Source organism: Enterococcus gallinarum NBRC 100675 (genome assembly GCF_001544275.1).
GTDB classification, from domain to species: domain Bacteria; phylum Bacillota; class Bacilli; order Lactobacillales; family Enterococcaceae; genus Enterococcus_D; species Enterococcus_D gallinarum.
On sequence record NZ_BCQE01000006.1, the window covers coordinates 74,862 to 99,604 of the forward strand.

Genomic DNA, 24,743 nt, shown 5'->3' on the forward strand with positions numbered 1-24,743 from the left:
TCTTTATTCTATCCTCCGCGACTGAAAGCTATTCTGAAAATAAACGAACCAATCGGGTAAACAGTGAAGTGTTTTGAGGAGCAAATGCTCCTCAAAAACTAAGCCGACATTCATGTCGATCACTGGCCGATTTTTTTGTTGTCTTTGCAAAGGTCCCAGTTTGATTACAGTCGCCCTTGATCAATAGCCAATAACTGTTGAAAGTGTTGGTTTTCGAGAGCTAACTCAGCAGGCGTACCGCTCATCGTTAATTCTCCATCCTCAATAAAAATGACCTGGTCCATCAGTGAGATTCCTTGCAGATGGTGGGTGATCCAAATAATCGTCTTGTCTTCCAACTCATTGAAAAAAGTTTCCAAAACAGCTTGCTCAGTGATTGGATCTAGCCCAACAGTTGGCTCGTCTAGTAAAATAATCGGCGTTTTCTTCAAAAGAATTCGCGCTAATGCCATCCGGTGGCGTTCACCGCCGGAAAAACGTAACCCTGCTTCATCAACCATGGTTCGCAAACCTTCTGGCAGAGCTGTCACCATTTCTGATAAGCCTACTCGTTTCAGCACGTCCCAAACTTCTTCTTCTGACGCTTCTTCATTACCAATCCGCAAATTATTTAAAATCGTTGTATGGAACAAATAAGGACTCTGGTTGATGACTCCAATCCATTCGTTAATATCTTCACCAAAACTTGCTACCGACTCACCATTTAAGGTAATACTACCTTGGGTCGGCAATAAATCTCCCCTGAGCAAAGAAGCAAAGGTACTTTTCCCAGAACCACTACGTCCTAATATTGCCAGTTTTTGATGCGCAGGAATCGTTAAGCTAAGATTCTTTAGTACCTCTTTTTCAGATGGATAATGGAAACTAACCTGATTCACTTCTAAATTGAACGGTGCACTTATAGCTGATGCTGTCCGTTTTTGTTCCTCTTTTTCTGGTAATGCATTAAAACGATCAATCGAATCTTTGTATATATTGGTTTCTTGTGCCGCTGAAGGCAATGGTGCGAAAGCATCTACCAAAGGAAAGACACAAAGGACAAAAGCTGCGATCCAATTAGCTAAGCCGCCGTGCTCGCCAGGAAATCGCTGACTTGTCCAGACAATCAACGCAACCGTAATCACCCCGAAGATCACTTGTAAAAGGAAATCTCTTTTTCGATCAAAACGATTGATTTTCTCATCAACGCTTCGTAGATTTGCCGCCAATTGCTTGTGTTCATCGACATATTCCGCTCCTCGCTGTGAAAATACCCAGTCAGAAACTCCTAGCACATTATCAGTCAATGTTGTATATAATTGATTCTTCATTTGTTTTTGCTTTTCTTGACGAGCGCCATTGATCACAACGGACCAGAGCGGCAGCACAAACACATTTATTCCCAACAACAGCAACATTATCAATGCAAATCCTAACGAAAAGTACCCTAATCCGATAATCAGAAAAGTATACAATAACCAAGCAATCACCGTAGGGAAAATCGTTCGCAGATATAAGTTTTGGATATGATTGATATCTTCTGCTAATAATCCTAAAATATCGCCAGTTCGATGGGTCTGCTTAAAGAAAACGGCATCTTTTTCGACCACATTGTATAGTTTTAAGCGTAGGTTCGATGTCATTCGCAGCACCCAATTATGACTTGTCAATCGTTCAACATAACGAAAAACTGGTCGGCCGATCCCGAATGCTCGGGTCAGAACGATTGGAATGTATACTAACAAAATATTCTCTGGAATTGAGGCAGAGCGGCTAATCAGATAGCCAGAATTAAACATTAACGCGCCTCCGCAAAAGAATGTCATAAATCCTAAAAACAGCGCTGCTGCAAGAACCTTTTTGTACTTTGAAAGAAAAGGCTTGACCCAAGTATCTGTTTTTAGCGAACGCCAAAGACCGATTTTATTCAAGTTGTTCCCTCCTCATCCCATTGACTAACGCAACGAAAGCGCCATTCTTGGCTTGCAATTCTGCCAATGTTCCTCGCTCAACAATTCTGCCTTGATCCATTACTAGGATTTGATCCATCTCTTCCATCCAGTGCAAGCGATGTGTCGCAAAGAAGACTAGATGGTTCTCCATCAACGGAAGCATCCGTTCTTTCAATTCTACTTCTGTTTCAATATCTAAATGGGCAGTTGGTTCATCAAATAATAAAATTTTTCGATGCTGATCTAAGAAAGCACGAGCCAACGCAATTCGTTGCGCCTGTCCACCGCTTAGATGGCGTTCTCCTTCACCTAGCATCGTATCGATTCCTTGCGGCAATTCTTGAACTAATTTCGTTAAGCCTGCAACTTCGATTGCTTGCCACACTTGTTCTTCAGTAGCATTTGGCTGATAGAAAGCCACATTTTCTCGCAAAGTCATCCGATAGATATAGGGGTTTTGGGGAATATAAACTAGTTGCTGTTGCCAATCTGACTGTCTTAATGCAGTCATTTTTTGGCCATCAAAAGTAATTTCGCCTTCTTTCGGAATCAAAAAGCCGCTTAAGTTATTGATCAGCGTTGATTTTCCAGAGCCACTCATCCCAATGATCCCAATTTTTTGAAATCCTTGAACCTCCAATGCAATATCTTTCAAAACAGACTTTTCTCCATAATCAAAAGATAACGAATGAATCGATAGTTCCGAATCAGCTTGCCATTGAGGTAAACTTACTGGATCAATGGCTGCTTCTGGCTCAGACAAAATCGTAGATACAGCGGTCATTGCATTTTTCCCATCTAAAGTCGCATGGTAATCACTTGAAAAATCGCGAATTGGTAAAAAATACTCCGGAGATAAAATTAAAATCGTTAGTGCTGGAAATAACAAAATTTCTTCATTGATCAAACGCAGCCCCAGTAAAACCGCAACCACAGCGATGGACAATGTTGTGAAAAAATCCAATGCAAAAGTGGAAAGAATTCCGACTCTCAACGATCCCATCGTTGCTTTACGAAAACGTTCGCTAGAAGCGAAGATACTTTTTCCATATTTTTTGCTGATCCCAAAAAGTTTCAAGGTGTCGATTCCACGTAATGAATCAATAAAGTGATTGGACAATAATTGAAATGTGCGGTATTGTTTTTCAGCTTTACTTTGGGCGGCATAACCTAGGATGATCATAAAAATAATGATCAGTGGAAAAACCAGCAATAAAACCAGACCTGAGATCCAATCCAAGTAAAATACTAAAGCCAGAATCACCCAAGGAATGATCGACATGTTCATAATTTTTGCCAATATTAGTTGTAAATAGTTTTCTACCTGACTAATGCCTTCCAATACCATCGTTGTAATGTTTCCGGTACCTTGTTGCTGAACGATTTGTGGGCCTACACGAAAAATCTTTTCTAGCAGTTGATTACGTAATTCAGTAGCTTGCTGGTAACTATAGCTGTCTAACTTCTTTGTCCGAAAATAAACAACGGCCTGGCGACCTAAAAACGAACAAAAGAACAGTAGAATCCAGCCCCACTGCTCTTCTAACGATTGTCCTTCCCATAATCCAGTGATCCCACTAGCAAGACCATAGGCTTGTCCAATGATGAAGAGAGCTTGCAGGAAAGAAAGTCCTGCAAGCAATCCCATTAACCGTTTCATTCCGGGAAGCTCTATGATTTGTTTGTCGATCATTAATAACCCTCCGTCAGCTCAGTATGACTAATTCGTTTACGGAAAATATAGTAGGTCCATGCTGTATAAGCCAAAACAAACGGCAAGATTGTCAGTGATAAATAACTCATGATCTTCAATGTGTAGTGACTAGAGGAAGCTTCTGCAATCAACAAATCATAACTAGGGTCGATTGAGCTGATCAATACTCGTGGGAACAAACCAGAGAACAACAATCCGACTAGAGCCACCATGGTCAAACCACTAGCAATAAATGCCACCATTTCTTTCCCTTTAAATACAGAGATATTCGCTATCAGCGTCAAAGCCACAATCACAATCAGCAAAAGAAGCGTCGAAGCAAAATGTTTTTCAAAGAAATCTGTTTTGAAATAAAGTAGCGCGGCAAACGCCACCAAACCAAAATATAGCACACCATAAAAGGCACTCGCATAATTTCGGGCACGGTCACGGATCGGACCAGTAGTTTTTAGTGCAATATAATTCAATCCATGTAAGTAGCAAAGCAAAGTTAAGGCAATCCCGCCAACTACAGAGAAGAGATTGACGTAGTCACCGAAGTGCGCGGACATATTTCCCTCTGCATCGATTGGCATGCCTTGGACCATACTTGTAAACAAGAGTCCGAACATAAAAGGCACCAATGTACTGCCAATGGTTAATGTCCAATTCCACATATTTTTACGGTCTTCAGGCATTTTTGCCCGAAACTCAAAGGAAACACCGCGTATAATCAATCCGACTAGTATCAATAACAAAATCAAATAATAACCACTGAACAAAGAGGCATACCAGTAAGGGAAAGAAGCAAACATCGCGCCACCTGCGGTAATCAACCAAACTTCATTCCCGTCCCATACTGGTCCGATCGTATGCACGATCTGATCTTTTTCCTGTTCATTATGAGTCAATGTCTGTACAGACATTCCCACACCAAAGTCAAATCCTTCTAAAAAGAAGAAGCCGGCAAACAAAATGCCAATCAATACATACCACATTAGTTGCAATCCGGTCATCCTTCAAACGCCTCCTTATCAAATGGATCTTCTTCTGCTTCGTGCAGCGTTCCTTCCATCTGGTTGTTTTCAGGCCCATGTCCTAACTCTCGCCGAATCAAATAAACCATTGTTAATGCCAAACCAGAGAAAAGAACAAAGTAAACAATATTTGAGATAACAAGCGAAGTTGCCGATACATTTGGCGAAACACTATCTTCAATCGTAAATAGACCATAGACTGTCCATGGATAGCGACCCAATTCCGTAATCAGCCACCCTGCTGTATTTGCAATGAATGGGGTAAATAATGTTATAGCCACTACCCAAAGCATCCAGCGTTTCTCAAATAGCGAAGGCTTCTTCTTACGCGTAAAGAATAGCCCCAATGAAGAAACCAACAACATCAATGCACCGAAACCAGCCATGATCCGGAAGCTCCAAAACAATGTGTTGACCGGAGGAAAATAGTTCCGATCTCCGTAACGTTCGATCAAATCTTGATTCACTGTGTTCATTCCATCAATCGAACCAGAAGGTTCGTTAAATGCAAGGATACTCAACATATAAGGAATCTCAACACCAAAAACCCGTTTGTGTTCTCGTTCATTTGCCCATGCAACTACAGTCCATGCTGCAGGATCTCCGGTATCTTCATACGTACCTTCCATTGCTGCAAATTTCATTGGTTGTTCTTCAACCAAATACTTCATTTGTTCGTCACCTGCGATCAACACCGTAATTGAACCAAACAAAGCTACTGCAAAACCGATCCGCATTGATTTTTTGAAAAAATCACGGTCAACTTTCTTGTCTTTTTTCAACAATTGGAAAGCTGACATCCCTGCAATCAGAATTCCTCCCATGGCAATTGCTGCAGTAATAACATGAAGGAACTCATACCAGACTTGCGGGTTAGCTAACAGGGCTCCGAAGTCAGTCATCTCAGCACGACCATTGTTCAATGTGTATCCAACTGGATGTTGCATAAAACTATTGGCAGCTAAAATCCAGAAAGCAGAGAGCATCGAGCCAATAGTAACTAACCAAAAGAACGTCATATGCAGCTTAGGGCTGACTTTATCCCATGTAAAAATCCACAATCCTAAGAAAGTTGATTCCAAAAAGAAGGCTAGCAATGCTTCCAACGCCAAAGGAGCACCAAAAATATCCCCAACAAAACGAGAATAATCAGACCAGTTCATTCCAAATTGAAATTCTTGAATGATCCCAGTCACCACTCCTACCACAAAACTTAATAGAAAAATATTTCCCCAGAACTTTGTCATCCGGCGATATTTTTCATCTTTTTTGATCACATAAAGTGTCTCCATGATTGCAACAACGACACCAGTTCCGATCGAAAACGGTACAAAGAAAAAGTGAAAAATCGTCGTCATCGCGAACTGGATTCGTGCTAATGTTACAATATCCATTTTACATCCCCCTATTTCTAAAAAATTACATTAAAATCATTCTAAATAAAGAAAAATTCCAAATACGAATATACTCCTCTCTTAAGTAAAAAAGAAGCAACTTGCCTACTATTTTTATTTTTTAATCGCTTACTCTCCATTCTTTAAAATTGAAACGTTTTCACAAGCGAAATGCTCTGCATTTCTATGTTTTAATCTTATCACCATCATATGGTAAAGACCAATTATTCGAATAGATGAGGGAAAACAATTTTTCCTATTCCGTTACCTTACTTCTTTAATCGGCTCGAAATAATTTTTATTAATCCAAACGTTCTAAGAGAAACTCATCCGCTTCACAAAATAGAGTCGCTATTTTCGAAAATATTGCATTTGATGTAACTTACCTTCTGTAAAAATGCTTCACGTGAAACATTTCAGAAGAAAACACCGACGCCCTTCTAAATTTGCAAAATTTTCCATATCATCAAAAAATATGTTGGTCCCCTTTTAATTGGAAAGAAAGAGTTAGCCATTCTTGGAAAATTTATTTGAAAAATTAATTTTATTCCGCTTACCAAGTGCAATTATTAAAATTTTTATGATGCGTTTATCCATCATTTTTAGATTTTTTACTCTATTCAGACAATCTATTTTTTCAGCAAAATAACCGCACAACGATAATCCGTGTTGTGCGGCTATAAAAAACAAGTATTAATCTTACGCTAAATCTTCTCCATTTGATGCAATCACTTGTTTATACCAATCGAACGATTTTTTCTTTGATCGATCCATTGTGCCATTGCCTTCATCATCAAAGTCCACGTAGATAAAACCGTAGCGTTTGCTCATTTCTCCGGTTGACGCGCTAACGAGGTCAATACATCCCCATGGTGTATATCCCATCAGGTCCACACCATCTTCAATTGCTTCACCCATTGCTTCGATATGACGACGTAAGTAATCAATGCGGTAATCGTCTTCGATTTTGCCATCTTCATTAATAGTATCGATAGCTCCTAAACCATTTTCTACGATAAATAATGGTTTCTGGTAACGATCATTCAATTCATTCAACGCAATGCGCAGTCCCTCTGGATCGATTTGCCAGCCCCATTCACTTGCTTCCAAGAATGGATTGCGGACACCACCCAACAAGTTACCTTGTACTTCATCAGCTTCTTCTGTTGTGATATCCACTGCAGAAGACATGTAATAGCTAAATCCAATATAATCGACGGTATACTTAGCAATCAATGCTAAATCTTCTTCGGTAATATCAAGATCTTCCTTCTTGACTCCATGCTCTTTATACAAGCGATCAGTAAATGCTGGATATTTCCCACGTACTTGAACATCTGCGCAATAATAGTTGAAGGCTTGGTTATGAATCATTGTTGCTACTTGGTTGACCGGGTTTGCATCAATGCTATAGGTCGTAGCATAAATGATCATGCAACCAATTTGTAACTCAGGATTCAATTCATGCCCAATTTTTACTGCTTTACTGCTGGCAACAAATTGGTTGTGCCATGCTTGAATCACATTAGTGAAGTCACTAGCACCCGTGCTGTTGACCATTCCTTGGCTCAATGCAGAAAAGTGGAAAGCTGAATTGATTTCATTGAAAGTCATCCAGTATTTGACTTTACTATGGAAACGTTCCAAAACGACTTTTGCAAAACGCTCATAGAAATCGATCAATGCGCGGTTTTTCCAGCCACCGTATTCTTTGGCTAAATGCAAGGGCATTTCATAGTGGGAGATTGTAACCACTGGCTCGATCCCGTATTTCAAACATTCATCAATCAGCGAATCGTAAAATGCTAACCCAGCTTCGTTCGGTGTCGTTTCATCGCCTTTTGGAAAAATACGTGTCCATGCGATGGAAAAACGATAGCTCTTGAAGCCCATCTCCGCAAATAAGGCAATATCTTCTTTAAATCGATCATAATGATCGATCCCGCGATGATTCGGGTACGTATACTTGTCCTCATCAATCGTCCAATCAAACGTATCACTGCCTAAAATCGCTAAACGCTGTTTGCCGCCAGGCATTGCATCCGCCACTGACAAGCCTTTGCCATCGCGATCGAACGCCCCTTCTAATTGATTCGCTGCGGTCGCGCCGCCCCATAAGAAATTTTCTGGAAATTTTGCCATTTGCTCGTTCTCCTTTTGTTTTCTTTTGATAAACCTTACCTAGCTGGTTACTGAAAAATACCCGAAAAAAATAAAAAACCTAAATAAGAGCCGCTACAAAGAGCGTTTTCTCATTTAGGTTTTGCCTGATCGAGTCAGTAACAATCCACGTGGGTTTTCTTTCTTTAACTATAGCACTAACTCGTTGGCTTGTCATCATAAAATCGGTTTCTTTTAAACCGTTTCCCCCGTTGCATCGATACTTTCAGTTTGTGGGTGACCCTCAGCTTGCGCAGCTTCTGCTTCTGTTTTTAATTTTCCTTTATCTAATATTTTGACAAAAGGAATGTACAACAGGCAGCCTGCCAAAACGCAAACGACTTGTAGAACTGCGACCTGCCAGCCGCCGGCTAGAAACCCATTTAGAAAAATCGGTGTGCCAAAAGGAACTTGTACGCCACTAAGTCGTGGGACGATCCCACTCCAGATCGCTAGGTACGCCACAAGTACTTGAACCAATGGTGTTAATATGAACGGAATCGCCATGATTGGATTCAAAATCAGCGGTAAGCCAAAAATCACCGGCTCATTAATGGTGAACAATCCAGGAACGGCACTCAGGTTAGCAACTGTCCGTGATTGTTTTGATTTCGCCAACAGCAAAATAACGATAATCAATGACAACGTTCCCCCAGCCCCACCAATACCAGCAAACAAATCATAAAATGACTTGCTCAAAATATTCGGCAGCTCGGAACGAGCAACGCCGCTAGCTAAAGCATCCATATTTTCCACATCCATTGGTAAGTATAAAGCGGTGACAAAGCTACCCACCACCAACGAACCATGGATACCGAAGAACCATAGCACCATTTGGATCAGTACAATAAATAACAACGAACCTACACTAGAAGACAAGCTTTGCAGCGGCATTGCCAAGATTTGATAGATGAAATCTGAGAATGAGCCATAAGAAGTAAAACTGAATGCCCAGCTAATGACGATCGCGGTAAACCCAGAAATAATGGCGGGAATCAAACCGGCGAAGGTATCCGTCACAAATTGCGGCACGCCTGCTGGCATTTTGATGGCGATATTTTTTTCTAAAATAAAGCAGTACAAACGAGCAAAGACTAAGCCGCAGATCATAGCGGTAAACAAGCCTTGAGCGCCGAGTTTGCTCATGTCGAGGGTCGTTGTTTCCTCCAAGGTGACCATTGGCGTCATCATCAAAAAGGCAAACAACGAAACGATGCCGGCAGGAACCGCCGATTGCTTAAATTCTGTCGCTAAACGGTGACCGACAAGAAAGGAAGCATACACTGAGATAACCCCAACGGTCATACTATAACCGACGGAAAAATAGCCGCCAATATTGATCGAGTTGATAAAATCTGTCCACCCTTGAATCGGCAAAACTGCTAACAACAAGGCGATCGAGCCAATAATGTTGATCGGCAGCGTCGCCATCAACCCGTTTGAAATTGCCTTTAAATACCGATTGTTGGAGATTTTATCTGCAAATACTAATACCTTATCCATATATTTATCCATTTTCTTTTCACTCCTTTATTTGGATGACGAACAATACGTCTTCGTGACAATTGTGGGGATGGAAAACAGTGATACCATCGGTAACTGTCAGTTTTGGTTTCAAGAAACGATTGCTGTTCAAATCAATCAATGTGACGGTCGCTGTAGAAAGATCTTCTTGCAGGCGAACTGTTGTATTGCTTGGCAAGTAAAGCAAGGCATCATTCCTTCCTGCGATAGCTGCCAGACGAATCTGTTCATCTACATCGATCAAGCGCTCTTGGCAAGGCACAAGCTCCTGAATATTTAATAATTCAAATAATTGCTTGATAAAGCCATAATCATCTGCCCCAGGAAAAGACAAAGCTTCTGGCCAAATCATCGGACGGTCAAACGCTTCCCCGATTTCTTCCGCAAAGGTCGCCGTCGGGGTTTGCCAACTCCAGATGCCGTGGGCACCGTACGTGATCCCAGCCGAGCCGCCGGCTAACAGTGATTGCCATGCTGCTTTGCGGACATCTTTTTGACCAAATCGGCCGTATACGTGGCGGGCATAGCCCATTTGTTCATAACAAGGTTCTGAGTTGATGATCGGCAGCTGCGGTTCTCGTTGATAAAAACGCTCTGCCAAATAATAAGGCATATTCAAAAAGGCGCTGTTATGACCTGATTGGTATAAAAATAAGTCCAAACGTTCGACGATAGGTTCAGGGATTTCTTCAAAACGTCCCTTGATATGAATAGTTTTCAGGGTATTGGGCGAATGCTTTTCAAAGAAAGCAAAGGCTTCTAGATACGTATCGATGGTTGGCTGTGTTGGGAAATCCGTATCGCCACCAATAAAGTAGATCGGATGGAAGGCATCGAAAGTCGCAATCACTTTTTGATAGTAGGCCTGGCGGCAATCCTCAGGCAACACGTTGCGTTCTTTGTCCAACTGGCTAGCCCACGTGCCGGCGACATAATTTGACCACAAGACGACCAACGCTAAAGTAAAGCCTTTCTCGTCGGCAATTTTACAAAGACGCTGAGCCCGCTCGAAATAGGCATCCTCCCAAACAGTAAAATCAAAGACGCCCGCATCAACAGGAAACGGCAAGCAGTCAAATTGACCACGGCTGCGATCCCATTGCGGTAACACATTGATTTGAAGGGTATTGAAGCCCTGCTCTTTGCGTTTGTCTAAGTAGGTGATCCAGTCATTTTCTTGAATACTAGTAAAGGCACTCCAGCAAGTATCGGCTAAATAAAAGAAATGCTGTCCGTCTCGCAATAAGGTGCGCTGGTTTTGGCTTACGGTGATTTTCACGGTGGTGCTCTCCTTTCATCGGCACAAGTTGTGCACTGGCGGTTATTAATCAATATAACTGCTGAGCCAGCCTTCGCACAGCTCAAACCATTTGGCGACATGGGCATTGAGGTGACTTGGCTTGCGTGCCGTTGTTCGATCCGCTAATGCCAGTCCGTGTTCGCCTTTTTCAAAAATATGCAGTTCAAATGGAATTTCTGCTTCTCTTAATTTGACCGCCAACTTCAACGAGTGCGCCACATCGACTAAGACGTCTTCCGTCGTATGCCAGAGAAACATCGGAGGTGTCCACTGATCGACATGATGCAAAATGTTCACGGATTGAATGGCTTCTTCTGTCGGTTGTTTACTCCCAAAAAAGCGTTCGTTGGCAGTTAAAGGTGCTTCGATCAGACTAGCGGCAAAGCCTAGATCATCGATTGGGAAAGCATGCTCTTGATAAACCAATGGGTAGCCGGCGATCGCCAAATTCACTTTCAGTAAGTCACTGCTAACGCCCAACGCTTCTGCCAGCTCAGCATCGTGCCAGCGCGTCGCTAACTGCAACGCTAGATGTCCGCCTGCTGAAAAACCGCAAACGATGATTTGCTCCTCATCCACCAACCATTCGTGAGCATGCTCACGAATGATCTTGACGGTTTGGGCGGCTTCCATCAAGGCATTGTGGGGAACGTTTTTCACTTGGTCACCGGTGGTGTACCATAAAACAACGCTATTTAGCCCGATACTATTGAATTTCAAGGCAATGACTTCCGCCTCTCTATCACTGGTAAATGCGTAGCCGCCGCCTGGACAGACGATCACTAGTGGTCGTTTCTTGTCGACATTGTACTCTTTGGATTGGTGCAATAAATAGGTATCCACGTAAGACGTTTGATTCAATTGGATTCGTTGGGTCTCCATACAGCTCCTCCTTTATCCCTCACTAAAAGCAGCTAATTTCTCAATAAACCGTTTCCATTTTTCATATTTCAAACGGATCACGCCATGTTCGGCTTGCGGAACGATCGTGGTCTGCTGAATAGCTGGTTCATTCATGGTTGAATTGGCAACCAACATCGTGCCAATGGCTGAAAATTCTTCGACTTCGCTGACGATGACGGGTTTATTGATCAAAGTCGCCAATAAGCTCATCAAGGCGCGGTTTTTCGAAACACCGCCATCGATCATTACCTGATTGATCAGTCGTTCAGCGACTTCTTCCATCACATCGATCACTGCTTTGATTTGAAAAATGATGCTTTCTAAAACGGCTTTCAACAGCTCATGAGTCGTCGTCGTGCGTTTCATGCCGACAAAGCTGGCAGTCATCGTATTATCCCAAAAAGGGGCACCCATTCCTTGCAATGCTGGGATAAAATAGATGTCTTCTTGACTGTCACTGGTCAGCACTTCTTGACAGATCTCAGCTACATCTGGCAGCGGAGCCACTTGCTCACTGAACCAGTTGATGGCGTCACCACAGGAACGGATGATGCCTTCTAGCGCAAACGCTGTTTCTTGGCTAGTTTGCCAGCCGACCGTCGTCAAAATGCGGCGATCCCGCAACGTCTGTTCCTGCTGCACTTGCATCATGATCGAACAACCGGTGCCCATCGTGATTTTTACATCCCCAAGCTTTTGACAACCTTCACCGAATAATGCCGCTTGTGAATCGGCTAAGATCCCTTTGATAGGGATTCCGTGATAGTCACCGAAAACCGCATCGGAAGGTTTGATCGCTGGCAAGTCTGCTAGATGGATGCCAAAAAGTTTGACTAATTCTTCATCCCAACAGCCCTCTTCAATATTGTAAAACAATGTTCGGCAAGCGTTGCTGGCTTCTGTCGCAAATACTGTCCCTTGCGTTAAATTCCACAGGAGCCAACTGTCCATCGTACCGATCGCCAACTCGCCAGTCCCCGACTTTTCTTTGATGGCCGATAATTCTTGTGCCAGCCATTTTACTTTGGTGCCGGAAAAATACGGGTCTAAGCGCAAACCGGTCTTTTGATTGATCGTCTTTTCCCAGCCTTGTGCCGTCAATTCTTCACAAATCGCGGCGCTGCGGTTGCATTGCCACACGATCGCATTGTACAGGGGATTGCCGGTCAATCGATCCCAAGCAACGATCGTTTCCCGCTGATTGGTCAATGACAAGGAAACGATTTGATCTGCAGTGATCGCTTGTTCTTGAAACACTTGTGCCAGCAATTCTTGGACATTTTGCCAAATCTCGAGGGGATCATGTTCGACCCACCCGACTTTTGGATAAATTTGGCGATGTTTTTTATCGTAACGCTGCACGATTTTCCCTTCTTGAAACAGTAAGAGCTTGGTACCGGATGTACTCTGATCTAAAACAAGCTGATAGGTCTTGTCCATCTTAAGCTCCTAGAAATGCAACCGCTGTTTTCGCTATGGAGGCACCATCTAATCCATAATGGGCAAACAGTTCTGACGAAGAACCAGTAATCAAGGCTTCATCCGGAAAAGCAATGATTTTTTGTCGAATGCTCGTTTCTTCTGCCAGTGTTTCCGCCACGGCAGCTCCTAAGCCGTTGTATAGGCTATGTTCTTCCACAGTGATCACGGTGCCCGTCTCTTTCGCCACTCGTTTGACCGCTTCGGCATCAAACGGTTTCAAGGAATGGACGTTTAAGACGGTGGCAGTAATGCCTTGTTTTTCCAGCAGCTCAGCAGCATCCAACGCTTGGCGCACGGTTTCGCCGGTAGCGATCAATGCGACATCTTGGCCGCTTCTCAGTTCAATCGCTTTGCCGATCTCAAAAGAATAATCTGCAGAATCATAACAATCTTCAACAGGATTGCGACCGAGACGGATATAGGCTGGTTCATTTGATGCCGCTAAGGCTTTAAACATTTGGATCGTTTCAAAGCGATCTGCTGGCAACAGCACTTGCAAATTAGGGATCGCTCGTGCCACTGCGATGTCTTGCAAGGAATGATGACTCATGCCTAATGCCCCATAACTGACACCGCCGCTGATGCCTACGAGTTTGACATTTTTATTCGAATACGCGACATCGACTTTGATCTGTTCGATACTGCGCATGCTGAGGAAACAAGCCGGGGATGCAACGAAGGGGCGTTTGCCCATATGGGCTAAGCCGGCCGCAATACTGACGATGTTTTGCTCTGCGATCCCTACTTCCACCAATTGTGTCGGTAATTCCTTGGCAAAAGGTGCTAACGAAGCGGAACCACGAGAATCACTGGTCAACACCGTGATAGCAGGATTCTTTTTTCCTTCTTCGATCAATACGTCGCACATCGCTTGGCGATTGGCAATATTATTTTTTCCCATGAGTCAAAACCTCCATTTGCTGATCAAGTTCGGCAATGGCTTGTGCAAGCTCTTCTGCCGTTGGCACTTTATGATGCCATTGCGCTTGATTTTCGGCTGCGGAATAGCCTTTGCCTTTGATGGTTTTAGCAATGATCAGCTTTGGTTGATTGGGCTGATGCGGTTTTTCTAATGCAGCCACCAAGGCAGCCATGTCATTGCCATCAACGATATGCACATCCCAACCAAAGGCACGCCATTTTTCATCTAGCGGCTCCACTGCCATCACATCTTCTGAAGCTCCAGTGATCTGCAAGCCGTTGCGATCAATGATGGCGGTCAAATTATCTAGCTGGTAGTTGGCAGCCGCCATGGCTCCTTCCCATACCGAGCCTTCTGCTAATTCGCCATCTCCCAACAACGTATAAGTTTGATACGTGCGATGATCCAGTTTGCCAGCCAAGGCGATCCCTACTGCGACGGGTAAACCGTGACCTAGCGAACCAGTATTCATCTCAACACCAGCTACTTTATTGTTTGGATGACCGATCAATCGTGAACCAAATTGCGAAAAGGTAGCTAATTCTTCTTTCGGCAAAAAGCCTTTGTCCGCTAAAACGGCCCATAGTACTTCTGCAGCATGTCCTTTACTTTGGATATACTGGTCACGATCATGCTTTTGAGGATCTTTCGCATCTACATTCATTATCTGATAATACAGGGCCACTAAAATATCGGTACAAGAAAGATCCGAACCAGTATGACCCGTTTTTGCCTGATAGATCAGCTCTAACACGGATTTTCGAATCGTTAAAGCCTTCATTTCCAGCTCGTTTATTTCCATGATTGATCCCCTCTCAAGTATGCTTTGACGTCTTCTTCGATTGGATCATAAAAATCTGGCTGTACGCCGATGTATTTGCACGCTTCGTACAAGATCGGCACCACATTTTTTCTGACCGCCGCAACATGATGAATATAAGGTCCTTCAACGAGTTTGAATTCCAAGCGATTCAAATTCGCAAATTCCAGATAGAGATAGGTCCCTTGATTGTACGGCCCATCGATGCCTTTACCGGTTCCCATCAGCAGCGAATACTCGCCATTGTCCCCATCAAAGCGACACAGCGTATACTCGTCTTTGATTGCCCGAAAAGCGACTGATCCTGGATAGTCAAAAACAAAATGCCGTTGCGGCAAGATCGGTTTGGTCTCTGCGGTGGAATAAGCAAAAACCCCTAAGTGCTGCAGCAATTCGCCATTCTCGTTTTCTGGATGGCGGCAGTTGACATCCGCAAAGATCGCACGGTGTTCCCCTAACGAAGCGGCTTCGACCAACAGTTCCGAGATCGCCCCATGAACATCCGTCTCACAGACAAAAGGCAGACCTTCTTCTTGTAAAAGCGACAGGGAGGCATACGGTAAAATACCGATTTCGTCTTGTAAGGCCGTCCAACACTGGATGACCCCTGCATTGCAGCCATAGCTTTCACATAAGTTTTGCAAGGCCACTTTAAGGGCTGCCACCATCTCCAAATCTTTCGCCGAAATTTGTACTTCCGTATTGGTTTCGAAATAATCAATGACTGCTTGCAATTTATCTGGCTGCTGTTCTTTGACTTTCTTGATTTCTTGCACCACTTCTTGAATCGGTACTGGTGATAGCGAAATATTGAAACGCTCCAATAGTTCGCCTTCGTTGCAGATCACGGTCCAAAAATCAAAGGGGCGTGGGCCAACTTGCAAGATTCGTGTTTGTTTGAAGGTCTTGACGACATTGCAGACTTTGATAAAGTCTTGCAAGCCGCGGGCAAATTCTGGTGAATCAATATCAGAATTTTTGACATAGGTGAAAGGTACCTTGAAACGGCGCAAGACTTTCCCAATAGCGAAAAGACCGCATTGCGTATCCCGCAAACGTGAACCATCGGCGGCTGGTGTCTCGTCTTTAGGTCCCCATAGTAAGACGGGGACATCTAGTTTTTTGGCTAGACGAGCACAGGCATATTCCGTACCAAAGTTTTCATTGGCTAGAAAAAGACCGTCGATTTTTGCTGCTTTGAATTTTTCGGCGATTTTTTCAACCCCTTCATCATCGTATAGCAAGCCATCTTCGTTGATATCTAAAATATCTACATAATCAATGGCGAGTTCGTCCATTTTTTGTCGTGTCAGATTGGCGTACTCAATGGCTGCTTCTGCACTAAACAAATTTCTTCTAGTCGGGGCGAACCCGATTGTTACTTTATCCATAAAACCACCCTTTGCGTTTTAGTATATTTAGCTAAATTTTTATTTCTTCGACGATTCGTGCTACATTTCTGCTCAGAAATTCCTCATCCGTCAGTAAAACGATTTTTTTATCAGGAAAGGCTGCTGCGACTTTTGCTTGATTGAAGCGGGTTTGAGGAGCTAAAATCAAAAAATCATAGTCATTTCCCTCCATAAATATTTCTGAAAAAGGCGCGGAATTCACTTGATAATGCTGATCATCCGCTATTTGTTCTTTGAGCGCATTGACGAGCAGTGCGCTGGAGAGCCCAGTTGCACAAAAGAGACCGATCTGTGTCATATATTCACTTCCTCAAAATGTAACCCCTTACTTTTTACACCTTAAATATAGCACAAACTAAATATTTTGCAATAGTTTTAGATAAAAGTTTTTGTTTAACAACTAAAAAAAGACAAAACGCTTGCTAAACGTTTTGTCTTTCTTCTTATTTTTTATCTTAATTGATACTTTCGCGTTCTACGATCGTCGTGGCGACTAGCATTTTCAGATGTTTTTCATCTTCACTCGTGATTTTCTCGATCAAGCGCCGCACGGCTTGGCGACCAAGGTACACTTTATCTACTTTGACGGTGGTCAGCGGTGGGTTGCAAAATTCCGCCAAAGGAATATCATCGAACCCAACGATGGTCAACGGATGATCGGGAAACACTTCACGAATGGCTTTCATTGCACCGATGGCGATATTGTCATTGACCGCAAAAAAGGCGCTTGGTAACGGTCGCTGATCGGCACTCAAGGATTCCAAATAGACCTTCATGTCTTGATATGAGCCCTCCAAGGTGGGTTCTACTAAGGCTTCCGTCTCTTCATAATGGATCAGATCATGTTCTTGGATCGCTTGGATGAACCCTTGCTTGCGTTCACGGAAGTTGTTGATTTGAAAGGTTGAATTGATTATGCCGATGTCACGGTGGCCTTTTTCGATCATCTTTTCAACGATCTCATAGGCACTGTCACGATTATTGATAGCGACAAAATCAAAGTCCTGCGAATTAAACACCGTATCTAAAATCACTAACGGTACTTCCAAGTGGTGAAAGACTGCTAAATCTTGTTTTTCCAATTCCGTCCCTAACAATAGCAAACCATCTGCTAATTCTGGACGGATCTTTTCGATCGGGTCTTCTTCTGGTGCCAGTGTGATATGGGAAATGACCAGTTCATAGCCTAACGTACTGCACTCCATTTCGATTCCTCGGATCAATTCAGAAAAGAAAGGCGTATCCCCTACGACATTTCCTTGTTTGTTCATTACGACAAATTTGATTTTTTGGCTTTCCGTTTTTTTAATTTCTCGCTGATCAAAATACCCCATCTCACGAGCGATCTTCAAGATCGCTTGCCGTTTTTGTTCACTGATCCCCTTACGATTGTTAATCGCATTAGAGACAGTTCCGCTGGAAACGCCAGCTTTTCGGGCAATATCAGAAATCACAACTTTCATTTGCTCACCGCTTTCTGCTTCTCATTCTGTTAAAAGTATAGCAAAAGAATTGTTTTTTTACTACCAAAAAAGCTAAAACAAACTAAAATTTTTAGTTTGTTTTAGCTTCTACTTTGATTAGTTACTTTGTTCCGCCAAAAGGCAGAAGGACAATGGGGCGATGGTTACCCTTGACGTTGCTACTCCGCGAGAAGCAATCCCAGCTCCTTTGGGGTCAGCAACAATGTGCCAAGAAGCATTTTCTGTTGCTGTCGGTAAGTCAAAGGACCAGGTTTCTTCCTTGCTGTTGAGTAAAACGAACAGGGAACGCCATGGATGCTGTTCGTCGCAATTGGGTACTTGATACGCCAAGCGATTTTCATCCTTTGTCTCATAAAAGACCATGCTTTCAGCTGTTCGAGTCGTGGCATCTCTCAATGGCGGATAGAATTTACGAATCTGCCACATACCTTGATAAAATGATCGCAACTCATTAAAAGTTCGTGCACGTTTCCAGTCTAGCTGATTAATTTCTATAGGTGAACGGAAAGAATTTTCGTCTCCTTTTTTGGTGCGAGCAAACTCTTCTCCCGCTTGTGTTAACACTGCACCTTGACTAGTAAATAGAACAGCAGCAGCTAGCTTATTACGCTGTAAAAGTTCTTGATCATACCCATAGCTTCGCTCATCCACAGACTCTCGCATGGTGGAAACTAATTTATCCCATAGTGTCAAGTTGTCATGAACCGAAGCATAAGCAATTACTTGCCGTGGAGATTTCGCCCATCTGTCTCCAGAATCTTGCCCGTCTCGTTTCGTATTTCCTTGAATCGCCGTTGCCAAATTTGCCGCATAAAAGGTTTGCTTGACTTGCGGTTGACCATTCATTCCTTGAATAAACGCTCCGTCTGTTTCTTCAAAGACATCACCTTTGATACTGTCTCTTAAATCATTGCTAAAAACCGCAACGCCTTCTGACAATGCCCAGACATTGCTTTTATTCGCTGGGATGTTTGGCTGGATGATACGATTGCTGCCGGCATCCCATGGTTCTCCGTATAGAATAACATGAGAGAAACCTTCCGAATCCAGGCTTGCACGCAGTTGATTCATCGTCTCCACATCGATCAGTCCCATCAAATCAAAACGAAATCCATCAATTTTGTACTCCTTAGTCCAATAAAGGATTGAATCAATAATAAACTTTCGCATCATTTTACGTTCTGAGGCAATTTCATTGCCACAGGCAGATCCATCAGCGAAATTACCTTCTTCATCCTGACGGTAGTAATAGTTTGGCACAGTCTTATTAAACCAAGAAGATTCTGTGATTGCAGTGTGATTAAACACAACGTCCATTACTACACCAATAGATTCCTCATGGAGAGACTGGATCATTTGTTTGCATTCCCGAATTCGGGCTTTGGGATCCTTCGGGTGTGAAGAATACTTTCCTTCCGGAACGTTGTAATTCTTAGGATCATACCCCCAATTGTAGGTTGTAGCCAGCTCATCATTATCAAAATCAAATATTGGCAACAGATGAACATAGTTAATCCCCTGCTCTTTCAAATAGGCGAGCCCTGTTGGCTGCCTTTCATCTCCTTCAAGATGCGTATTCTTTTCAGTAAACGCTAGATATTTTCCACGATTTTTTTCTGAGATGCCGCTAGTTTTAGAACTACTGAAATCTTCTACATGTAATTCCCAAATATAAGCGTCTGTAATCGTATCTTGGCCAACACATTCTGTTTGCGACCATCCCTCAGGATCCGTTTCTTTTAAATCAATGATAGCCCCACGATCCCCATTGAGACCGACAGCTTTCGCATAAAGATCAACCACTTCAACCTTCTCTTGTCCTCGCTGGATTTCAAACGTATAGAACATTTCTTTGACTTCATCCGTAACTGTGACCTTCCAACAATTATTTTCTTGCTTCATTGGAACTGTCATCACACGATCCTTGTCTTTAACCTCTCCGCTTTGATAAATAATGACTGAAACTGCATCAGCCTCTGGCGTCCAGCATTTAAAGGTTATCGCATGCTCTTGAAAGGTTACACCAAGGTCGTTTCCTTGGTAAGTATGCTCTTCCAAAAAACAGATTCGCTGATCGATTTGAGCTTTTTTATCTGAATAATTATCTGTTTGACCCATCAAGATTCCTCCATCACTTGTTTCTCTTTAGTCATAAAGCACCTTACTTTTTGCTAATTCTACCTTCTCATATTTCTTGAAAATTGCCAACAATAAACCCATACTATACGTTTACAAGAAAATGAATAAGCCAAAAATTTTTATAAAGCAAGAAGCCTATCAAGTAATGAAAAAAAATTAAAAAACAATTTATTGTTATTTTAAAAACCAGCTTCTATGACTGATTGCGGTAAAATCTCTCGATAAATATACATAGGATCAATCAGTGTACGATAAAAATAGTCTTTAATATCTTGTAAAAATTCTTCTATTGCTTGCATATTCTCTCCCCGTACATAAGTCAGAACGAGACCAGAAAAGAAAATCAAACTTTCATTATGCAATTTTTCAATGTCTTCGCAATTTGCTTTTTGATATACTTCGGATTCAGCCATTGCCTCTATAAACAATGACAATGATTGATCTCTTAAATAGGAACCACACCCTATATCATTCAAAAATAACGCAAAAAATAAGTTCCTATTTTGGCTGGCAAACAAATAATAGTTAAGCCAAAACGTATACAATGGATCATCCCCTATCTCCTTTTTCAAAGAAAGCTCGTGAATCTCTGCCAAAACATCATCAATCATTGCCTGTTTATAATTTTGCATATTCGAAAATTGCAAATAGATCGGTTGTGTAGAAATTTTTGCATATTTCGCAATTTTTCTAACAGTGATGGGAGTATACAAATATTCTTCTAAATGACTGCGTAACCTATTGATTAAATATTTCTTTGTGATTGTTTGTTTTCTCATTATTAACTCCTTTCCTGATAAACACACTCTCTCTTACTAACTTCTTTCAAAGCTGGACTGAGTATCGTGCGTCTTTTATCAAGTAACTTTTTCAACAGCAATTACCTACCACAACAACTTTACGATTGTCTAAAATCCTAACGACTTTTTATTAGTAATACTTTACCAAAAGAATCTAATATAAAATAATCAATATTTTCACCGTACGATGAATTTTAAGTAAGGAAAAATGACTGGAAGCAAAAAAAATAGGCACAACCTGGAAGTTACTACGTCTTGAGACTGATTTCCACAAATCGACTTGCAAAACTATACTATGTTTTATATAGTATTATGTATAAGGTGGTGTAGTCATTGGATAGTCAATTGAAAAAAGGGATTATCGAATTCTGTGTATTAGCTTTTTTGCAAAGAGGAGACTCTTATGGATATGAAATCGTTAAAAATATTTCTCCTTTATTGCCAATCTCTGAATCAACTTTATACCCTATCTTAAAACGCTTAGAGGCAAACAAAAAAGTTTCGACTTATTCAAAAGAACATAATGGCCGACTGAGAAAATATTATCAAATCACTGCTCATGGTCAAAATAGTATTCATGAATTTTTGACTATTGATTGGCCTCATTTAGAAAAAATTCATCATTATATTAAAGGAGACAACTGACATGGATCGCATAACATTTATTAAAAGTTTAGCAGCTGAATTAGCCTATAAGACCAAACCAAGTGAGATTCATCATCTTATTGATTATTATGATGAAATGATCCAAGATTTGATGGAAGAGGGACTCTCTGAAGTTGAAGCTGTAGCCAGATTAGGGACTCCCCAAAGTATTGCTCAAAGTGCATTAGGTGCCGAAGAAATTGTCGTAAAAGTTCCACGGCGTTTTCATCCATTCTTATTAGTGATAATTTTTCTAGGATTTCCTCTATGGGGAAGTTTACTGTTAACCGTTCTATTGTTGATGCTTAGTGGTTTGATAGTTATTTGGTGCCTTCCATTCAGTACAAGTGTTATTGGCATAACTTCACTGATTGGCGGCATTGCAAGTGTTGTTTTAAGCCCTTTACTACTATCTCAAGGTCTTCACTTTTCTATCACCCAACTAGGTCTAGGCGTCACGATGTTCGGAATAGGGTTAGTCTGTATGATTTTTACTTATATGCTTAGTAAACCCATCTTAGGTTGGACGCAACAGTTTATTCATTTGCCTAAAGCGTTATACAAAAACTTTCAAAAGCAGGTGGTAAGATGATCAAAATAAATAAACGTTTGCTACTAATGATAGGCGGGGCATTCATTTTTCTAGGGCTATTCATTTGTTTTTTAGGGTATGCATCATCAGGGTTTTCTCCTGAAGCATACATCGTATCCGACCGTCCTTGGTACCAACTTTTCAATTTTTTTACAGATTAAAATATGCTCAAAGCAATGATTTCACCAAGCAATGAAATTGTTGAACTATACTTTTCTTCCTATGCATACTATTATGTAAATACATCCTGTATCCTATTTTATAGGGTAAACAAGAAACGCCATACCATCCTATGGTGTTTTTTGTTTGTTATTTAACAAATATATTTAGATAAAAAGCCACTTCTGAGTTCAACCTCAGAAGTGGCCCTTTGTATAAATTCTATTGAATCTCTTGTACTGTACCTATGGGAAATAATTTTCTAAAAAATCGTCGTACAATTGGTCCGGCAATCAATAATTGTAACGGTAAAGCAACAACTACATTCTTACCAATATTAGATAGCCATGTCATTAATAGTCCTTGATTTACATTCGGATGCATTACAGCACCAAAAAGTGACATAAAGAAAACCATGCCGGCAATCATCATTGATGAGATTAAACCAATTTTTTTCCAAGCTGGGGTATCTTTTTCAATAAAATGGAAAGCAAATGCTTTCGCAGGTCCTGAAACAATAAACCAATCTAAAATAAACGCAACACATATAGCAAATGGCAGTTCATTCCAAGCCAATTGAAAAGCTATTGCAGTAACTCCCACCTCATACATTAAATTGTAGACACTCATGAAGTAAACCATAAAAAAACACATAAATGTCGTATAGATCAAACTTTCTTTTTTGTTAATCGGCATTTAAAACTTCCTTTCTTTTTTACATACTTGGTTATTCTAACAAAATAAAAATTTTGGTGTAAGGATTTTTTTGAAAAGTTTCAAATATAATTCAGTTTTATTTTTCAAACATTTCTATTGACTCTTCAAAAAGAAGTCAGTACAATAGCTTTTAGATTAAATCGTACAGATAACAAGCAGTAATGCTTGTCGAGAGAGAGGCGGTTTCTATTTATTTAGAAACTGGCTCTTTTTTTATGAATTTTTTTAGAGGTGATAATATGGAGAAAAAAATAAAATTGTTAGGCGCTATTATAGCAACCGGTATTATGTCATTTGCTGGGGTATTGATCGAAACAGCTATGAATGTAACATTTCCGACTTTGATTAATCAATTCAATCTTTCTACTTCAAATGTGCAATGGGTTACAACAATCTATTTGCTGGTGATATCGATCATCGTACCAATTTCTACTTTTCTGTTGAAACAATTTCAAATTCGAACATTATTTTTGGCTGCCAACGGGTTGTTTTTAGCAGGATTGCTGATTGATTTCCTCTCCCCTTCCTTTTCTATCCTATTACTTGGTCGTTTACTTCAAGGGGCAAGTACAGGAATTGCTTTACCGTTGATGTTTCATATCATCCTTACGTACTCTCCTTTGGAAAAAAGAGGAACTATGATTGGAATCGGAAATTTAACTACTTCAATTGCACCGGCGATTGGTCCTACTTATGGTGGTTTATTGACCTCTCTCTTGAACTGGAACTACATTTTCCTCTTCTTAATACCCGTCTTATTGGTCTCATTGGTTTTAGGTCTTTATTCAATACCTAAAATTGCAATTGAAAAAACTGGTCGTCTGGATTTGTGGAGTGTTTTGGGTATCACTTTTATGTTTAGTGGATTTTTGCTTTTCTTAAACCAAATTGGTTCTCTTACGAGCGTATTACCACTAGCACTTGGTATTTTAGGTGCAACTCTTTTCTACAAACGTTCCCTGCAATCTGAACCTTTGATTCGCTTATCTGTATTCAAAAATCGTTCTTTCCGATTATTCTTATTCGGATTTCTTGTCTGCCAGTTTCTTTTACTTGGAATCTCATTTGTCTTGCCAAACTTTGTTCAAATAGTCCTTGGTCAGGACGCATTCACTGCTGGATTGGTTATGTTGCCTGGTGCGATTGTAGGTGCTGTTCTAGCTCCTCTTTCAGGCCGTATGTTGGATAGCATCGGACCTAAAAAACCGATTATGATTGGTCTTATATTAATTACTTTTGGCTGGTTAGCGTTGGCCTTGCTATTGCACCTGTCATTTTTGTGGGCGTTTATTGCTGCCCATGTCTTTTATATGATCGGAATCGGTTGTTCGTATAGCAATATGATGACTATGGGGTTAAGTAAAATTGACCAACATTTGGCCGCCGATGGAAATGCCGTCTTCAACACACTGCAACAATTTTCTGGCGCTGTCGCAACAGCTTTAGTTGCGACAATGATCGACTTTGCTCAAAAAGTAAGTCCCGATTATATTTCCGGAACAATTTTAGGGTCACAAATCGCTTTATTCTTCCTATGGGTGCTAGTATTGCTAGTCGTATTTCTAACTTTGCGCTACTTTTATAAAGAACGTGTACGCCAAACAAAATAACCCTTTAAGAAAAATAAAA

The 24,743-nt window shown here is 41.3% G+C and carries 20 protein-coding genes; 3 read left to right on the forward strand and 17 right to left on the reverse strand.

Annotated elements, in window-relative coordinates; genetic code table 11:
- Positions 1–164: 164 nt before the first annotated feature.
- From cydC to EG2_RS04600, 16 genes are all read right to left on the reverse strand, one after another.
- The gene (gene cydC, locus EG2_RS04525) at positions 165–1,910 is read right to left on the reverse strand and encodes a thiol reductant ABC exporter subunit CydC (protein WP_060813713.1); all 1,746 of its coding nucleotides are present in this window, start codon (positions 1,908–1,910) and stop codon (positions 165–167) included.
- The gene (gene cydD / locus EG2_RS04530) at positions 1,903–3,624 is read right to left on the reverse strand and encodes a thiol reductant ABC exporter subunit CydD (protein WP_060813714.1); all 1,722 of its coding nucleotides are present in this window, start codon (positions 3,622–3,624) and stop codon (positions 1,903–1,905) included. The genes cydC and cydD overlap by 8 nt, the downstream gene beginning before the upstream one ends.
- On the reverse strand, positions 3,624–4,640 hold the full coding sequence (gene cydB, locus EG2_RS04535) for a cytochrome d ubiquinol oxidase subunit II (RefSeq protein WP_003129001.1): 1,017 nt from the start codon (positions 4,638–4,640) through the stop codon (positions 3,624–3,626). The genes cydD and cydB overlap by 1 nt, the downstream gene beginning before the upstream one ends.
- Positions 4,637–6,055 (reverse strand): cytochrome ubiquinol oxidase subunit I, encoded by a 1,419-nt coding sequence (locus EG2_RS04540; RefSeq protein WP_003129000.1) that lies wholly within the window; start codon positions 6,053–6,055, stop codon positions 4,637–4,639. Before EG2_RS04540 ends, cydB begins: the two co-directional genes overlap by 4 nt.
- Positions 6,056–6,754: 699 nt before the next feature.
- Positions 6,755–8,197 (reverse strand): glycoside hydrolase family 1 protein, encoded by a 1,443-nt coding sequence (locus EG2_RS04545; protein WP_060813715.1) that lies wholly within the window; start codon positions 8,195–8,197, stop codon positions 6,755–6,757.
- Positions 8,198–8,410: 213 nt separating this feature from the next.
- On the reverse strand, positions 8,411–9,730 hold the full coding sequence (locus EG2_RS04550) for a PTS sugar transporter subunit IIC (protein ID WP_008376690.1): 1,320 nt from the start codon (positions 9,728–9,730) through the stop codon (positions 8,411–8,413).
- Positions 9,731–9,737: 7 nt separating this feature from the next.
- Complete coding sequence (locus EG2_RS04555) at positions 9,738–11,018, reverse strand: apiosidase-like domain-containing protein (RefSeq protein ID WP_060813716.1); 1,281 nt, start codon at positions 11,016–11,018, stop codon at positions 9,738–9,740.
- Positions 11,019–11,063: 45 nt separating this feature from the next.
- Complete coding sequence (locus tag EG2_RS04560; RefSeq protein ID WP_060813717.1) at positions 11,064–11,921, reverse strand: alpha/beta hydrolase; 858 nt, start codon at positions 11,919–11,921, stop codon at positions 11,064–11,066.
- 12 nt (positions 11,922–11,933) lie between these two features.
- On the reverse strand, positions 11,934–13,382 hold the full coding sequence (locus EG2_RS04565) for an FGGY-family carbohydrate kinase (protein WP_060813718.1): 1,449 nt from the start codon (positions 13,380–13,382) through the stop codon (positions 11,934–11,936).
- 1 nt (position 13,383) lies between these two features.
- Positions 13,384–14,325 (reverse strand): transketolase family protein, encoded by a 942-nt coding sequence (locus EG2_RS04570; protein ID WP_060813719.1) that lies wholly within the window; start codon positions 14,323–14,325, stop codon positions 13,384–13,386.
- Positions 14,312–15,148, reverse strand: coding sequence for a transketolase (locus tag EG2_RS04575; RefSeq protein ID WP_060813720.1), 837 nt, complete (start codon positions 15,146–15,148; stop codon positions 14,312–14,314). The genes EG2_RS04570 and EG2_RS04575 overlap by 14 nt, the downstream gene beginning before the upstream one ends.
- Positions 15,139–16,557: an L-fucose/L-arabinose isomerase family protein gene (locus EG2_RS04580; RefSeq protein WP_005226500.1), complete on the reverse strand. Its 1,419-nt coding sequence runs from the start codon at positions 16,555–16,557 to the stop codon at positions 15,139–15,141. The genes EG2_RS04575 and EG2_RS04580 overlap by 10 nt, the downstream gene beginning before the upstream one ends.
- A 31-nt stretch (positions 16,558–16,588) precedes the next feature.
- Positions 16,589–16,876, reverse strand: coding sequence for a PTS sugar transporter subunit IIB (locus tag EG2_RS04585; RefSeq protein WP_060813721.1), 288 nt, complete (start codon positions 16,874–16,876; stop codon positions 16,589–16,591).
- Positions 16,877–17,033: 157 nt separating this feature from the next.
- Positions 17,034–18,041 carry a LacI family DNA-binding transcriptional regulator gene (locus tag EG2_RS04590; protein ID WP_060813722.1) on the reverse strand — a complete coding sequence of 336 codons (1,008 nt, stop codon included), beginning with the start codon at positions 18,039–18,041 and terminating at the stop codon, positions 17,034–17,036.
- A gap of 117 nt (positions 18,042–18,158) precedes the next feature.
- On the reverse strand, positions 18,159–20,180 hold the full coding sequence (pulA, locus tag EG2_RS04595) for a type I pullulanase (RefSeq protein ID WP_060813723.1): 2,022 nt from the start codon (positions 20,178–20,180) through the stop codon (positions 18,159–18,161).
- 200 nt (positions 20,181–20,380) lie between these two features.
- Positions 20,381–20,980 carry a TetR/AcrR family transcriptional regulator gene (locus EG2_RS04600; RefSeq protein WP_060813724.1) on the reverse strand — a complete coding sequence of 200 codons (600 nt, stop codon included), beginning with the start codon at positions 20,978–20,980 and terminating at the stop codon, positions 20,381–20,383.
- A 354-nt stretch (positions 20,981–21,334) separates the two neighbouring features.
- Between EG2_RS04600 and EG2_RS04605 the strand changes: the two genes are divergently transcribed.
- Complete coding sequence (locus EG2_RS04605; RefSeq protein WP_003128996.1) at positions 21,335–21,646, forward strand: PadR family transcriptional regulator; 312 nt, start codon at positions 21,335–21,337, stop codon at positions 21,644–21,646.
- Position 21,647: 1 nt separating this feature from the next.
- The gene (locus EG2_RS04610) at positions 21,648–22,238 is read left to right on the forward strand and encodes a DUF1700 domain-containing protein (protein WP_005473031.1); all 591 of its coding nucleotides are present in this window, start codon (positions 21,648–21,650) and stop codon (positions 22,236–22,238) included.
- 381 nt (positions 22,239–22,619) lie between these two features.
- On the opposite strand, the gene EG2_RS04615 is transcribed toward EG2_RS04610, so the two are convergent.
- Positions 22,620–23,093, reverse strand: coding sequence for a DUF2798 domain-containing protein (locus EG2_RS04615; RefSeq protein WP_060813725.1), 474 nt, complete (start codon positions 23,091–23,093; stop codon positions 22,620–22,622).
- Positions 23,094–23,353: 260 nt separating this feature from the next.
- On the opposite strand from EG2_RS04615, the gene EG2_RS04620 reads away from it, so the two are divergent.
- Complete coding sequence (locus EG2_RS04620; RefSeq protein ID WP_060813726.1) at positions 23,354–24,724, forward strand: MFS transporter; 1,371 nt, start codon at positions 23,354–23,356, stop codon at positions 24,722–24,724.
- The last annotated feature ends 19 nt before the right edge of the window (positions 24,725–24,743 follow it).

Bases quoted from the DNA above. Each gene is read 5' to 3' on its own strand.
- cydD (WP_060813714.1), bottom strand. From the start codon at position 3,624: ATGATCGACAAACAAATCATAGAGCTTCCCGGAATGAAACGGTTAATG.
- cydB (WP_003129001.1), bottom strand. From the start codon at position 4,640: ATGACCGGATTGCAACTAATGTGGTATGTATTGATTGGCATTTTGTTT.
- EG2_RS04540 (WP_003129000.1), bottom strand. From the start codon at position 6,055: ATGGATATTGTAACATTAGCACGAATCCAGTTCGCGATGACGACGATT.
- EG2_RS04545 (WP_060813715.1), bottom strand. From the start codon at position 8,197: ATGGCAAAATTTCCAGAAAATTTCTTATGGGGCGGCGCGACCGCAGCG.
- EG2_RS04550 (WP_008376690.1), bottom strand. From the start codon at position 9,730: ATGGATAAATATATGGATAAGGTATTAGTATTTGCAGATAAAATCTCC.
- EG2_RS04560 (WP_060813717.1), bottom strand. From the start codon at position 11,921: ATGGAGACCCAACGAATCCAATTGAATCAAACGTCTTACGTGGATACC.
- EG2_RS04565 (WP_060813718.1), bottom strand. From the start codon at position 13,382: ATGGACAAGACCTATCAGCTTGTTTTAGATCAGAGTACATCCGGTACC.
- EG2_RS04570 (WP_060813719.1), bottom strand. From the start codon at position 14,325: ATGGGAAAAAATAATATTGCCAATCGCCAAGCGATGTGCGACGTATTG.
- EG2_RS04575 (WP_060813720.1), bottom strand. From the start codon at position 15,148: ATGGAAATAAACGAGCTGGAAATGAAGGCTTTAACGATTCGAAAATCC.
- EG2_RS04580 (WP_005226500.1), bottom strand. From the start codon at position 16,557: ATGGATAAAGTAACAATCGGGTTCGCCCCGACTAGAAGAAATTTGTTT.
- EG2_RS04585 (WP_060813721.1), bottom strand. From the start codon at position 16,876: ATGACACAGATCGGTCTCTTTTGTGCAACTGGGCTCTCCAGCGCACTG.
- EG2_RS04590 (WP_060813722.1), bottom strand. From the start codon at position 18,041: ATGAAAGTTGTGATTTCTGATATTGCCCGAAAAGCTGGCGTTTCCAGC.
- pulA (WP_060813723.1), bottom strand. From the start codon at position 20,180: ATGGGTCAAACAGATAATTATTCAGATAAAAAAGCTCAAATCGATCAG.
- EG2_RS04600 (WP_060813724.1), bottom strand. From the start codon at position 20,980: ATGAGAAAACAAACAATCACAAAGAAATATTTAATCAATAGGTTACGC.
- EG2_RS04610 (WP_005473031.1), top strand. From the start codon at position 21,648: ATGGATCGCATAACATTTATTAAAAGTTTAGCAGCTGAATTAGCCTAT.
- EG2_RS04615 (WP_060813725.1), bottom strand. From the start codon at position 23,093: ATGCCGATTAACAAAAAAGAAAGTTTGATCTATACGACATTTATGTGT.
- EG2_RS04620 (WP_060813726.1), top strand. From the start codon at position 23,354: ATGGAGAAAAAAATAAAATTGTTAGGCGCTATTATAGCAACCGGTATT.